The following is a 13425-nucleotide window of genomic DNA, read 5'->3' as shown; positions in this document are numbered from 1 at the left end:
TTTTACCTGTCTATCCCCCTGCCCTGCTGTGACCAAGCAAAAGCTGGCCTTCCTTCGCTATAACGGATGGCGAAGGATAGAGTATCCGACAGATACAGCCTGTCATATGCTTGTGGCTCTCGATGTGACCTCGGATTTTGCTCGCTGGTTGCGGGGCTGTGGTTATGACTCATCTAACATGGCACTTTGTGGCGCCGTGCCAAAATTGAAGATTGTCTTGGCCAGGTAACCTCTACTTTTATCGCGCACTAAAAATGATGAAATTTGCAACCAGAGGGGGATATTTCATTTCCACTTAAAGAAATATTGACTCGCTCGTGGAACTTGGTGTAAACAGGTCTGAATGGGACGCTGATCAGGAATCGGCCGGAGTAAATATTTTTCAATATATCATTCATTTTCAAGCTTTCAAACCTTCCGTGTTTAAATTATTCTTAATTTTGGATATCAATGGACGAAATCCTCTCGAAACAGCATTACCGTAGAACTTTTTTTGGTTTTGTGTTGCTCATACTCCTGTTGGCGCTTAGTGCACGTTTTTTTGTCTTGCCTTACTTCGATCCAAAACTGTTACTCACCATTACTTCATTGTTTGGCTCCTTGCTTGATAATCTCGTCGTTTCCCTATTTCTAGCAGTATTCATAGGTGCTTTTGTCTTTTGGTTAACGCCTAGCATTGTCAAGCGCTCGGTAATTGAAGTCGTGGCGCCAAAGCAAATTAATCCACTTCTCAAGACCGCTGCAAATGGAACACGTTCCTGGATTTATAAAGGAGCATGTGGCCGGTACACGCGGGCTACAACTATTCCAAAACTAGCTGAAGCGGCAAGAATTGAGGGAATTGGAAGGGATATTACAATTTGCATTTTAAATCCGAAGAACGATGAACTCTGCACTGCCTATGCGACTTATAGAAGGAGCTTGAAATCCGGGAAGTCAGGTACTGCGTGGACCTGTCAGGTCGTACAAGAAGAAATACTTGCAACTGCAATTACTGCTCTCAAATTTCAGTTCTCCGAACCGCAACTACGTATTCGTCTATTTTTCGTAGATCACTTTTCCGCCTTTCGGTTGGATATTTCTGATCTTTACGTTGTAGTCACCAAGGAAGACAAGGAAGCGTCTGCACTAAGGGCAGACGTAGGGACGTACTTCTATGATTCTTATAAAGACGAAGTTCGTCTAACGGAACGACAGTCAAAAGAAATGATGTGCTGTGGAAAACTGGAGTTTGCCGATGTACTGGACGAGGCTAAACTGCGAGAAGCAATTAATTGTGCGAATATTTTCGATGAGGTAAATCTTGCGAATCTAAATGTCGCCAGGTTGCTTGCGTGTATAAACTCTCCAAATGATCCTTATTAAATAAATGACGTTCTCGATAAAAAAGATTGAAAGCCTCCTGAATCGGAATCAGATTGGACTCGTTGAATTGTTTTCACTTCGTCGTGAACTTGGCGTGCCATTTAAGATGCATCCACTAGGCTTCATCGCGTGCACGCTTCTTATTGAAGGTCCCCGTAAGCTTCGCCTACACTATTGGCCGGTGGTCGGTGGTGCTCAACAATCCGCTGAATGTCAAATTCATGATCACCTCTTTGAATTTAGAAGTTGGATACTTGCTGGTGCGGTGACAAATGTTGAGTATAAAATTTCCCGCAATGGACCTGAGTTTTCTACTTATCGCACTGAATATTCAGATGAACGATCTATACTGGTGAAAACGGACGTAAAGCTTAGGCTGGAGGAGTGTAGTCGCGTCACATACAACATTGGTTCATCATACGATGTCCAAACCGGCGTTTTACATGAAACAGTACGAGTTGGTGAGCAACCAGCGTGTACCGTCCTCTTGACGCATGATGTCTCAGATTCGGCTCCACTGGTGCTTGGACCCTTATCTGGTAGTGCACGCTATATTTACGAGCGAAGGTCTATTGAGGAATCTGTGTTAGCGCAGATACTACCTTCCGTATTAGTTCCAGACTAACATCGTCTAACAAAATGTCGCCCAGAGAAACAAACGGCCCCGATTGTAATACCTACGAATAGATAGTCTCTGGGCATACGCTTTTTCCCCAGGAAATAAGGCGTTAAGGGAGAGCTGGTCGTGTCCATAGATGTTTAGTTTCGTGCGATCATATTCCTCGTCTCAGCATGGCCCTGTTTCGCGCCAGAGCTGTGCTTGACGAGTTGATCGGCGGTTTGCCACCGAGATCGTCCCACCGGTTGCAGCACATCGCATAAACTTCAGTCCATGAGCTCACGCATTCATCCCCAAGCCTGCCCCCTCCCCGAACATCCGCTAGCAAATCAAGGACTCCGACCTGTCCCGCTAGGCCGCCAAGGATGCCGACAAGGCCTATGCTTCGCGTGCCCATCGGGCCTGGTTGCGCTGCCATGGCATCGCTCCAGCCATAGCCCGCTACGACATCGAGTCGCGCGCCCCCTGGATAAATGGTGCTTGGTGGTCGAACACACACTGGGCTGGCTGCACTGCTTCCGCCGATTACGCTTCCGCTACGAACTCCGTGCCGATATCCACCAGGCGCTTCTCTCGCCTGCCTGCATACTCATCTGCAGGAGATACATTCAGCGGTTTTGTTAGGCGTTCTTAAACGCCCGTGCCTTCGCCCGATTAGCAATAATCTATCCACAGGTCAGCCACCGCATTTTTGGCGCCTACCCCCAACTGAATCAATCGTTCACGCTTATCTAATTTCTCATGCGCTTTGCGGCAGGCAACATGCCAGTCTGCTGACGCGACTTTCGGGCTCTTCAGCAAGACTTGGAAATAAGGAAGATCGACGTCTGATAGTGAGTGTCCAAGCACATACACCGAGCTCACCTCATCGAGGTAATCAAAAAAAGATCGATGTTGCTGAATTAACTGCTCTGAAGGCTTAAATGTCCGCAAAAAATGGCCGTCTAAGATAGAGTGTACTTCCATCAACCTCGTGTCAATTTCATCAATATCATCACGGTCATTAAGAGATTTGTGCTGCGCAGGATTCCATGCATGACCAAGGATTAACTCGCTGTCCGGCATTCTTGCTTCACCATGAATGTGCAGCACATGCGACTCAGGCACGTCGTAGAGGTTCTGAAGTGTTGAAGTGTAATTAAAGGTCAAAAATGCCGCATTCGTATCAATGCGTTTAAGGAGATTTAGTGCGGTCGTAGGGGTTGGGATCGGCAGACTCCTTATCCACTCACCAAAACGCGCTCTAAGCTGGGTTGAAAGCCGCTCAACAACTTGCTCAACTTCATATTGGAAATCGTGATGCCCAGAATCGCTCCAGTTATCGTCACCGTAGGATGACATGAAGTGGCTGTTGTCATCGATGATGTTCACAACATCGATTTCGGCTAGTGCAGTCTCAAGAGACCACCATTCATCCCCTGCAGGAAGATAGTTTTCGACAGCTTGAAATAAATCTCGGTCACGCAGGCGCACATATTCCTTGAAGTGCTCATATCCAGAGGGTATATCGTGCCACAAGTCAAAACCATTTCCGATGATGTAAAGACTGCTCGGCTTTCCATCCCCATCAGGTTTTCGCTCTTTAAAGTTCATCTGCACCTTTCGATTCAATGTTAATAAACTCTACCAAAGTTTTTTCGGTAGTATGGAAGCTTTTAAGCTACACAAAGTAATCGCACCGTACCCTCTCTCTTTTTACATAAAAAGTCGATAAGGATAAACATTACCTGGCAAATCCGGGACGTTCGCAATGGTTCGCGCGAGTCGCTGGGAATACCGGATACTGACAGGGACAGGGTCGTATAAGGCGTCGTTATTCCAATCCATTTTCGTCAAAGCCAACGCCTCGTGAGCGATAAGCTCGAGCGGTCCGCTGCCTGCATGCCGAATAATTTGAATGGGTTTGGGAATGCTTTTCTTTCCTTGGTAGTAGTCACCTTTGCTCGAGACCTGAGGTGCATTGCCAGCAACCCATACGAGCGCCGAATTGCCCGAGCGGATAACCATAGTCCCGCGCGGAACAGGGTAGCCCGAAGGCTTTGTTGGAGGCTGCAGCTGGTTATTCTGGATCAGCCAGACACCTCTCCAGCAGGATGCAGCGCCTATCTCGACACATTCGATCTCCGGCACACCTGCCAGTGCATCGAAAGCCCCGTCGATTTCGCATTGCTTGAACGCCGTGGTCTTGTGGATCACCAGCCGCTTAGGCAAGCCTCCCCCATTTCGCCCTTGGTATAGCTCTAGGCTTCGAGCAAGAACCGCACGCATATCGTCACGGCTCAGAAACGGATTCCTCCTGGCCTCCGCGACATTCAATACCGGATCACGAGCCTCAAAGGCCACGAATTGCATACCCCCACCATCCATATCAAAAACTTGTGAGCAACAAGTCACAAAGTGCGCATCACGTTGATCGCCGCGCAGCGCATAAGCAAGGCCAATATAGGCGGTATCGGTAGGCACTCCTTTTAGCGGCGCTAACTTCCAAGGTGTCCCTGCCGCCTTCACGTAAAGTGCCGTTGCTAGGCGCCAGGCAAGTGATGCCTTGTGCGCGAACGTAAACGCTCGATCATTGAGCACCTGGGTAGGGATGCTGTACTTTGCCCCGAGCGCTTTGAGCGCATCGTGCGCGTCGAAGAGCTTACCTCGCGTCGCGGGGGCCCAGCTATCTGGAAAGTGCACCAGCACAACGTCGAATTCGTTGCGTACGGTATCTAAGCGACGCAGAGCGCTGTCCATGGCTTGAAACAGCCTTGCCTGCGGGTCTCCCTCACCAGGAAGCTGGCTCAGGGAATCAGGCCACTTGATGTGCGCGCCGACTGCAGCATCGATCTTCACATGAAAGAGCGCTTCAAAACCAGGATACAGTGGCACGTATTCTGAGCGGTCGCTAGCTTGATACGATGCACGAAGAGATGCCATCAGTTGGCCGCGGCGCTTGAATGCGCTTTCCGGTCCAACGGTAGCAATCCGTATCCGTGAGGTGTACCCACCAAAGGAGCCTTTCGAATATGGCCCAAAGTTGGCGAGCCCCCTCAACGGGTGTACGTCTACCTGGCTAGGATCGGATGGAGAAAAGGTAAGTAACGGCTCTTCTAACAATGAATATGGCGGGAGCATAGAGGCCTGAGCTGAGCTGGCCATCATTTGCTCCTATCAAAGTATGTGTGATGGTGACTAGGTCTACTCCACCCCGTGAACCTCGAAATCTTGAACATTGCATCAATACCTGCACCTTCATCTAACCCAAAGGCGTGTACTGTATCGTCTTGACTTGTCGTCAACAGCTTCGTCCACGCATCAATAATCGCCGCCCAGTTCCTGTTGTACTTTTGCGCCCAGCGCTCTCTACGCCAGTCACCTGCAGGGTCGCCACCCCGGCGTTCCCGAGATAAGTCCAATGCAATGTGTTCGACACCTGCCGTCTCTCTTTGTAGAGAAAGCTCAGATGTCTGCGCTCTGGGTATGTCCACAAAGGTGTACGGTTCAAAGCCGCACCACCAGCGATCCTCAATCAGCTCTAATTTCAGAAAAATTCCCTCTTGGAATGGGAAGTCGAGACCTGGAACTATACCGGTCAAGGGACTTCCATACGCGGCCCGAAGTTCGGCTAGTCCTTGGGCACGCCTTACCGCGCGCTCCTCCTTTTCGTTGTCTCGAGGTGCCGCGACGACAAGCGAGTGACCTGAACGTTTGAGTCGTGGAGCGAGTGGACGATATCTCGACAAAGCTCTGACCAAAGCGTCATACAGAAGTCCGTGCGCCCAGCTATCTTTGGTTGCATCCAGCTCCACGGTTCCCGCTATCGTGGCGCCCATAGACGCGAGCGAGGCCAAAACATCTTGATCGTTCCCAAATACCGCTAGCTCATGACCATTCGCGGCGACAGCCGCCCTGCACTGGTGCTCCTTAAGTAGTGCTCTCACCTCGGGTGAGGTCGTGGATTGCGTGAGCGTCATTCGCCGTGCCTTTGTTGGAAGCGACTCGACCAGGAGCGCCGAGTAGCGAAGCACAGGAAACTTTCTCGCCTGCGCATCAGGAAGTACAACTGGCACCAAGCGTGGAGTGGCTCGCCCCTTCATCACGTGATCCATCAGCGGCTGAGGTAGGTCAACATGCTTAATGACTTCAGCTGCCAGTTCATCAAACGTCTTGCACTCGACAACAGCCACATCCACACCAGCGAGATGTGCATGCTCAAGAAACTCAGTGACCGCAGGTAATAGCCGAGATGCCGATGAAGCCACCCAGTAAAGGCCGTTAGGGAACGGCGCAGGTTCCCTCAGGACAGACGCCAAAGTATCCATGACCGAAGCATCTCGGCCGCTATAGCCGACAAATACCATTCCAAAACGCTTGCTGGCCTCGACCAGCACGTGTCGCATCCGCTCGTCCTGCTTCTCCAGTTCGGAACCTGTGTTTTTGATGGCGACAGATTGATAGTCGCCGTGGAGCTTCGCAACCAGGGGCCAGTCCGACTCATTCAAGCACCGCATAGCGCGCTCGCCCGAGTCGATGGCCGCTACTATCGGTCTCGCCTGCTCCATAGCCGGCAGCAGCGTATTAGCTGAACCCACGGACTCTTCAACCAGAGGATCGAAGTTTGTCGTGAACACACAATCGACCTTACGAGCGGCAATCAAGCTGCCCAGTACTCGGTGCCCGAAGCATGGCTTACCCTTCGCGATGGCATCGTCAACGTACTGTCTGCGGTGTCTTGGGTGAGGATAAACCGCCTCGAATGCTGCGGCATATTCGGTGGGATCACCGTCCGGAGGAAGGATCGAGGTGCGTCTAAAGAAATCGTCGATTCGGTCAATCCACACCTGATCGCCAACGTCAATTTCCCGCTTAGTGAGATTGTTTTCTCGACAGAATATCTGCGTTTTGAAGTCACGGATCATATTGTAGCCGGTTGAAATTCCAGAGGCTGCAGATGCTCCAGCGCCCAAGAACCAGGCTACCAAGTTAGGCCTTAAGGCTAAAGCAGTTGAAAACTGTGCTGCTGAGACAATCGGAAATGAACTAGGCACCGTACTCCTTTACTTTCTTCTATTATCGTTTGTCCTACCCACGTCAACGCAATTTCCAAGATAGCTCTATTATCTAGATAATATCATTATTACTCAATTGAAAAACTCACAAATTATCACCTGAGCCATACTTCCTAAAAATCGACCATCTCGATTTCTTCCGCAATTTTCAGTTCGCCTATCCTTCACGCTATAAACATTAAGTCAAACTTTTAGACAGTGAAAATGGAAAATTACTTAGAACGCTAACAAAACCGCTGAATGAATCGTCTGGTGGATATCGGCACGGAGTTCGAAGTGGATGCGTAATTGGCGGAAGCGGTGCAACCAGCCCCGCGTGCGTTCGACCAGCCAGCGCCATTTACCCAGGCGATCGCGCGACTCGATGCCGTAACGGACTCTGTGTGGAGCGATGCCACGGCTGCGCAACCAAGTCCGATGGGCATGCGAGGCATAGGCCTTGTCGGCATGCAGTTTGGCCGGACGTTTGCGTGGTCGGCCCGCAAGGCCGGCTATTGAAGGGACTGCGTCAAGCAGTGGGATCAACATCCGTGAGTCTTGTACCTGAGCCCCCGATATGCTCGCCACCAGAGGCAGGCCGCGTTGATAGACGAGCAGATGGTGCTTGCATCCGAGCTTGCCGCAGTCGGAGGGATTAGGGTCGGTATTCCGTCCGCCGAGGGGGCGATGACACGCTGACCGAGTCGACACTGGCGGGTACCCATTGAACCTGGTCGTATTCCAGCAAGTGCTGCAGCATGGCGTCATGGATGCGTTGCCACACACCGGCCTGTTGCCATGCATGCAGGCGCCGCCAGCAACTCATGCCGCTGCCGCAGCCCAGTTCACGGGGAAGATATTCCCAATGCAAGCCTGTCTTGAGGACGAACAGGATGTCGGTCAAAGCGGCGCGGTCGTCAATGCGAGGACGTCCGCTCTCGATAACTGCTGCGCACCTGCTTCCCCTCTCCGCAGGAACTTAGCCCCCACTGGGGCCATGACGTCGAACAAGGCCGACAGCAGAGTTTCGCCAACTGCGCGAGGTTCTGTGAGGTCTTCCAACAATCCCGACACCATGCCGCACAACAATCTGCGAGCGATGTTGACATGCCACAGGAATTTCTAATATAGTTAATATTAGAAATAACATCTCGGAGCAAATCAAGATGCCAAGGCCTATGGCGCCCGTACCACTTCCGGTTTTACAGGCCAATGAGGTTCATCAGCAGTTCGGCGAGCTGGCGCAGCACCTGACTAACAACCCGGATGTCGTGCGTTTTTCTCTTCAGGTCGATAACCGAACCGGGATGGTGTCAACGAACGTGCAGCATCGGGATGGACGTGTCCAGCATAACGAATGGTTAGCAAGTGATGTAAGTCAGGCGACTCAACTTGCGCCTCACTTACTAACTATTGAAGATCGAAATAGCGCTGTGTTGTCGTTGCTCAACCAAGGGCTAACACAGACGGACGTAGCAAAGCGCATTGGTATTTCTCAGTCACGCGTGGCACAGATTAAGAAATTGTCTTCTGCCTAAATTCACCAAGCAAGGCCCCTTAGTGGGCGTTCAGAAGGAGTCCAAGCATGTCGAAATCTACTAACTTCGTGGGGAACGTCGCTGACGGTGCCGCCGATCTAATCGAAAAAGTCTCAAGCCCGGCATCGCGGGCAGGCTCTGCTGTTGAGCGCGCCGGTCGCATGCTCGAAGAGAACGTTGACCCCGAAGTCATCGCACTGCAAATGACAAAAAACAGCCCGAATGGGAAGCGATACACCGTTGCCAAAGTCTTGGCTTATGGCGATCTCTATGAGGACTCGAAGACCAAAGCCCCGCTTACTGCCAAGCAAACCCGCGCGATCATCAAAGATCAGCGCGCACAGCAGGAAGCTGACAGCGCCACCATGCTGGCCTAATCTCGCCCTTGTCCGTCACCTCCATCATCTGTGAGGTCGCCATCGTTACATCCTACGTCGGTTACAGTGAATAGTGATCGGATGCATACGGCGCGCCAACTCACGATGCTTTTTTGGAAGTGCTCGTGGAGTGGATATTAGGTAATAGCAGTCGTCACGGTGTGCTCGCCGGTGCCCCATGACCGCTATCAGAACTGGAACTGATTGATCGGGGGGAAGTGCCGTGGGGCTATATGAGAAGTGGTGTGAGTCCACTAAAGAAAATGACAAGCGCAGGTATTATTGGACTTATGTCGAGAAGGTCGGCGGCCGTGACGATATCCGGGAGGATCTTGTTGAGACTATTCGCTCGCATTATGACCGGCTCGAACGCATCGCCGATGATGTAGGGCGGCTCGGATACAAGGTTGCTGCCAAGATCCTCAGCGAGGCAATGCCTCAGACAGCCACGGGGCGCTCTGGCGATCTTGGCGAAATCCTCGCGACTGAACTGGTGGAGGAAGAGATCGGTCTGCGGGTGCCGGTGCGCCGGCTCCGTTACAAGGACGGCCGTAACATGGCCATGCGCGGCGATGACTTCATCGGCGCGGGCTACGGCCAAGACAATAAGCTCTGGCTACTAAAGGGTGAGGCTAAAAGTAACCAAAAGCTTGGCAAAACCACAGTCACCGCCGCCCGCAAGGTCCTCGACCGCGACAATGGCCGCTGCACGCCGGACTCGCTGCTGTTTGTCGCCAATCGTCTGCTGGACAGCAACGACGCTGGCGATAACGCGCTGGGTCGCGATCTTCGCGACGAAGTGGGTCTTAAGTCCATGCGCGCCGATCGCATCGACCACATGCTCTTCACCGTGTCGGGTAACGGCCCTCACGCTTCCCTGAAAGAGAACCTTGAAGCCACTGGAACCAACAGGGACCACTACGTCGTGAACATTCACGTCGAGGACCATCAGGATTTCATTGCGGCAATGTACCTGGAGGCGGAAGATCTTGGAGACAACTGAAGAATTAAGCGCCTTTCTTAAGGCCGCTACTGTTGACGGTATCCTCGGGCGCCTCCTCTATCGCGGTGCAGCTTGGTCGTTGATGCGCGAGGATGGCGTATTGCCGCAAAACGCTCCGCCACTTGGCGCAACCATCGAAACAGATCTTGCCGAGCACGGTTTTGCCCTGCTTCGAGGCGCAATGGCCCTGCGTGCTCGGGCTGGTGCTTCGGAACTCACTGGCAAGGCCTTTGAGCGCGCAGCCAACGCCTTCGAAGCCCTCGTGCGCAATGGCGACCCAGAGTCGCCTGATCGCGGATTCCGCCGCACCATTGCTGCTGCAGCCTACCACCTAGCAGGCTTCTCGGCCGTCGCCTATTCGATATTCAACGAGACCGAGGAAGACCTTAACGTCTCGCCAGGCGAAATAGCGATCCGACACCTGATACTGCGCGATCTCGACCAACTTCGCGGCTTCGTTCGCGACTGGTTGGATGACGGGGCTCACGGCGATGAGCAGATCGCGGCGGCGCTGCAGAGCGAAGACGCCGACGTCGACGAAGTACTGTCGACAATTCTCAATACGACGATCTGCCGTGCCTTGGCATTTTTCGACTTCGGGCTTGAGACGGGCGAGGTCGAGCCGATCGAAGCCGCACGAGTGCTGCTTACCACCGCTGTCGGGCTTGCCAACAACGCTGAGAACGTCCCGCTGTGGTGGATCTCGAACCTATGCCGTCATCTGATCGACGACCTGTGGCAACACTCGCTACACCAGAATTTACCGACTGAGCCGCCCGAGGGTGCAGAGGAAAAATATCCCGACCTGCGGCGGTTATTCATTTCCTCGCTTTACGCCCGCAAGACCTCGGAGGTGGAGCTATGGCCCTCGCAACGCGAAGCCGCCCAGCGCTCCACAGACGTCACGGACGATCTGGTCGTCGCCCTGCCGACCAGCGCGGGCAAAACACGGGTGGCAGAGATTGCCGCGTTAATGACCCTATCCTCCGCACGCCGGGTGCTGATCGTCACACCGCTGCGCGCTCTTTCGGCCCAGACCGAACGCTCTTTCAGGAAGACCTTCGCGCCACTAGGGTTCGGCGTCTCTTCTCTCTACGGCGCTAGCGGTCTTTCGGCCGGTGATGAAGACGCCCTCCGCACACGCGAGATCATCATTGCGACACCCGAAAAACTCGACTTCGCGCTGAGAAGCGACCAGTCGCTGATTGACGATGTCGGCCTGATCGTACTCGACGAAGGCCACATGATCGGTCCTAGTGAGCGCGAAATCCGCTATGAGACTCTCGTGCAGCGCCTGCTCCGGCGCGCGGATGCGGCAGAACGCCGAATAGTTTGCCTTTCCGCGATCCTGCCGAGCGGCGACGAACTCGACGACCTTACCGCCTGGATTCGCTCCGACGAACCCGGGGAGCCGGTGCGTTCCGACTGGCGCCCAACGCGCCAGAGATTCGGCGCGCTTACCTGGAGAGGCAAGGACGCGCTACTACGGCTCGATTTAGACGACGATGGCCCCTTCCTTGACAAATTCGTCGCGGAAAAAACAGCGCTCGGAAAGGAGAAGAAGCCCTATCCACGCAAGAACTCGCACCTCGCTCTGTTCGCGGCATGGGAGTTCGCGAGCCAGGGCAAGCGCACCTTGATCTTCTCTACCCAAGCAAACTGGGTAGAGAGCTACGGCAAACAAGTCGTGGACCTCTGCAAGCGCGGCTATCTGGACTCGTTGCTGGAAGACGAGGCTTCGATCGCCCGCGCCCTGGAAGTCGGCAAGGAATGGCTGGGCGAGGATCACCCAGCCGTGGCCAGCCTGAAGGTGGGCGTTGCCATTCATCACGGCCGACTGCCGAGCCCGTTCCTTCGGGAACTGGAACTGCTCCTATCCGAAGGAGCGCTAAAGGTCATTGTCGCTTCGCCGACGCTCTCGCAGGGCCTCAATCTCAACGCTGCCGTGCTGCTTGTGCCCGCGCTATATCGCGCCTCAGAAAAGATCAAAGGCGAGGAGTTCGCGAACGTGGCCGGCCGCGCCGGACGTGCATTCGTCGATGTCGAGGGGCTGATCGTCCATGTCATGTTCGACAAAATCAATTGGCGAAAGAAAGAATGGAGGGAACTGGTCGTCTCTGCCAAGGCCAGGACGCTTAAAAGCGGCCTTATCCAAATCGTTACCGAAATCCTTGAGCGGCTATCGCGCGAGGGCGTCCTGGATCGAGATGACGCTTGGGAATATCTCGCCAACGCCCGCAAGGCTTGGAGGTCACCTGACGAAGAAGCAGAGGTGGCAGAACGACTGGCCGCCGCAGTGGAATACGACGCTATCTCCGACGATGAAGACGAGACGGACGACGAGGAGGAAACCATCGACGAGGAGCCACTGTCGCAGCTCGTCGAACGCCTCGACGCCACCGTATTCGGTCTGATCGAAGCCCTAGACGCTGATCGCGCCGATCTACCTAAGCTTCTGGACGAGGCGCTCAGGGGGTCGCTCTGGGCTCGCCAAATTGCTCGGGAGGACGAGGATGTCGCTCCACTGCACCGGAAGGTATTCGAAGCACGCGCTGGTCTCATCTGGAAAGCCACCACGGCCCCGACGCGACGCGGGCATTTCGCTATGGGAGTCGGACTCGAAGCTGGCCTCCTCATCGATGCTATGGCGGACGAGCTGGCCGAACTCATCGACCAGGCAGATAGTGCAGCGTTAAACGGCGACATCAACGAACTCGCCGATGCTCTCTGCGGACTCGGCGAGCGCTTGCTGTTCATGCGGCCCTTCATCCCCGACCAGGCGAACGCGCTGCCGCCGAACTGGAAAGCTATCCTACGTAGTTGGGTGTCCGGGGAAGAAGTCTCCAAGATTGGACCACAGAACATGCGGGCGGTCGAAGATGCCTTCACCTATCGGCTAGTCTGGGCGCTAGAAGCCGTCCGCACCCGGCGCATGTCCTTCGGCTGGTCGCCGGATACGGTGGCGGGCGGTGCTGCGGCTACGGTCGAAACCGGTGTCCCGCAGTTCATGATGGCGATGCTGATCCGCGCAGGCCTACCGTCACGGCGCGCGGCAATGGCAGCCATCGAAGATGCTGAGCCAGTCTTCGTCACGCCCGCAGAAATGCGGGCCTGGCTTGAATCCGACGAGATTACTGCCAAAACCGACGCAGGCGACTGGCCAACACCCGAGACCTCCGCGTTATGGGCCCGCTTCCGAACCGAAGCTCTCAGCGGAAGCATCCAGAAATGGTCCGTCGAACGCTACAAGCGCCTGCTCGATACCGAGTCCTCCCCGCCCGCTGGCCTCTATCGAATCGTCACAGACGAAGGGGATGGCCGGACTTGGCTGGCAACCCCCGACTACCAGCGGATCGCCGTCTTCAAGAAGCCAGCGGTTGATCCCAAGCCCAGCCTATTCTCGGGACGCTTGCCGGGCAAAACCCGGCTCGTGGATGCCCTACGCGTCGGCCGCGGAAAGTTGCGCTGGCCGGCTGTCGATGCCTAAACG

The 13425-nt window shown here is 54.1% G+C and carries 10 protein-coding genes; 5 read left to right on the top strand and 5 right to left on the bottom strand.

All coding sequences use genetic code 11. The annotated features are described in order from the left end of the window. Positions 1-450: 450 nt before the first annotated feature. Positions 451-1365: a hypothetical protein gene (locus AC1RDJ_RS14810; RefSeq protein WP_493027863.1), complete on the top strand. Its 915-nt coding sequence runs from the start codon at positions 451-453 to the stop codon at positions 1363-1365. 1273 nt (positions 1366-2638) lie between these two features. Here the strand turns inward: AC1RDJ_RS14810 and AC1RDJ_RS14805 are convergent. The 5 genes from AC1RDJ_RS14805 to AC1RDJ_RS14785 all read right to left on the bottom strand — a co-directional run bounded on the left by AC1RDJ_RS14805 (position 2639) and on the right by AC1RDJ_RS14785 (position 7939). After that, a complete protein-coding gene (locus tag AC1RDJ_RS14805; protein WP_493027862.1) occupies positions 2639-3577 on the bottom strand; it encodes a bacteriophage abortive infection AbiH family protein in 939 nt (312 codons plus the stop codon). Positions 3578-3679: 102 nt separating this feature from the next. Next, a complete protein-coding gene (locus AC1RDJ_RS14800) occupies positions 3680-4906 on the bottom strand; it encodes an argonaute/piwi family protein (protein ID WP_493027861.1) in 1227 nt (408 codons plus the stop codon). Between the two features lie 221 nt (positions 4907-5127). Beyond that, a complete protein-coding gene (locus tag AC1RDJ_RS14795) occupies positions 5128-7017 on the bottom strand; it encodes an SIR2 family protein (RefSeq protein WP_493027860.1) in 1890 nt (629 codons plus the stop codon). Between the two features lie 237 nt (positions 7018-7254). Continuing rightward, complete coding sequence (locus tag AC1RDJ_RS14790) at positions 7255-7785, bottom strand: transposase (protein ID WP_493027933.1); 531 nt, start codon at positions 7783-7785, stop codon at positions 7255-7257. Beyond that, positions 7673-7939: a transposase gene (locus tag AC1RDJ_RS14785; RefSeq protein ID WP_493027932.1), complete on the bottom strand. Its 267-nt coding sequence runs from the start codon at positions 7937-7939 to the stop codon at positions 7673-7675. The genes AC1RDJ_RS14790 and AC1RDJ_RS14785 overlap by 113 nt, the downstream gene beginning before the upstream one ends. A 256-nt stretch (positions 7940-8195) precedes the next feature. On the opposite strand from AC1RDJ_RS14785, the gene AC1RDJ_RS14780 reads away from it, so the two are divergent. From AC1RDJ_RS14780 to AC1RDJ_RS14765, 4 genes are all read left to right on the top strand, one after another. Continuing rightward, positions 8196-8555 carry a helix-turn-helix domain-containing protein gene (locus AC1RDJ_RS14780; RefSeq protein WP_489627765.1) on the top strand — a complete coding sequence of 120 codons (360 nt, stop codon included), beginning with the start codon at positions 8196-8198 and terminating at the stop codon, positions 8553-8555. Between the two features lie 47 nt (positions 8556-8602). After that, positions 8603-8932 (top strand): hypothetical protein, encoded by a 330-nt coding sequence (locus AC1RDJ_RS14775; protein WP_493027859.1) that lies wholly within the window; start codon positions 8603-8605, stop codon positions 8930-8932. Positions 8933-9155: 223 nt separating this feature from the next. Next, positions 9156-9935: a HamA C-terminal domain-containing protein gene (locus tag AC1RDJ_RS14770; RefSeq protein WP_493027858.1), complete on the top strand. Its 780-nt coding sequence runs from the start codon at positions 9156-9158 to the stop codon at positions 9933-9935. Beyond that, positions 9922-13422, top strand: a complete 3501-nt coding sequence (locus tag AC1RDJ_RS14765) for a DEAD/DEAH box helicase (protein ID WP_493027857.1) — start codon at positions 9922-9924, stop codon at positions 13420-13422. Before AC1RDJ_RS14770 ends, AC1RDJ_RS14765 begins: the two co-directional genes overlap by 14 nt. Positions 13423-13425 lie beyond the last annotated feature (3 nt).

Source organism: Janthinobacterium sp. GW822-FHT07H10, from assembly GCF_058798675.1.
The sequence above is the reverse complement of the archived record's forward strand: the minus strand, read 5'-3'. Positions and strand labels throughout refer to the sequence as shown.

Coding starts and splice junctions, on each gene's coding strand:
- AC1RDJ_RS14805 (WP_493027862.1), bottom strand. CDS start 3,577: ATGAACTTTAAAGAGCGAAAACCTGATGGGGATGGAAAGCCGAGCAGT.
- AC1RDJ_RS14810 (WP_493027863.1), top strand. CDS start 451: ATGGACGAAATCCTCTCGAAACAGCATTACCGTAGAACTTTTTTTGGT.
- AC1RDJ_RS14800 (WP_493027861.1), bottom strand. CDS start 4,906: ATGGCATCTCTTCGTGCATCGTATCAAGCTAGCGACCGCTCAGAATAC.
- AC1RDJ_RS14775 (WP_493027859.1), top strand. CDS start 8,603: ATGTCGAAATCTACTAACTTCGTGGGGAACGTCGCTGACGGTGCCGCC.
- AC1RDJ_RS14780 (WP_489627765.1), top strand. CDS start 8,196: ATGGCGCCCGTACCACTTCCGGTTTTACAGGCCAATGAGGTTCATCAG.
- AC1RDJ_RS14790 (WP_493027933.1), bottom strand. CDS start 7,785: ATGACGCCATGCTGCAGCACTTGCTGGAATACGACCAGGTTCAATGGG.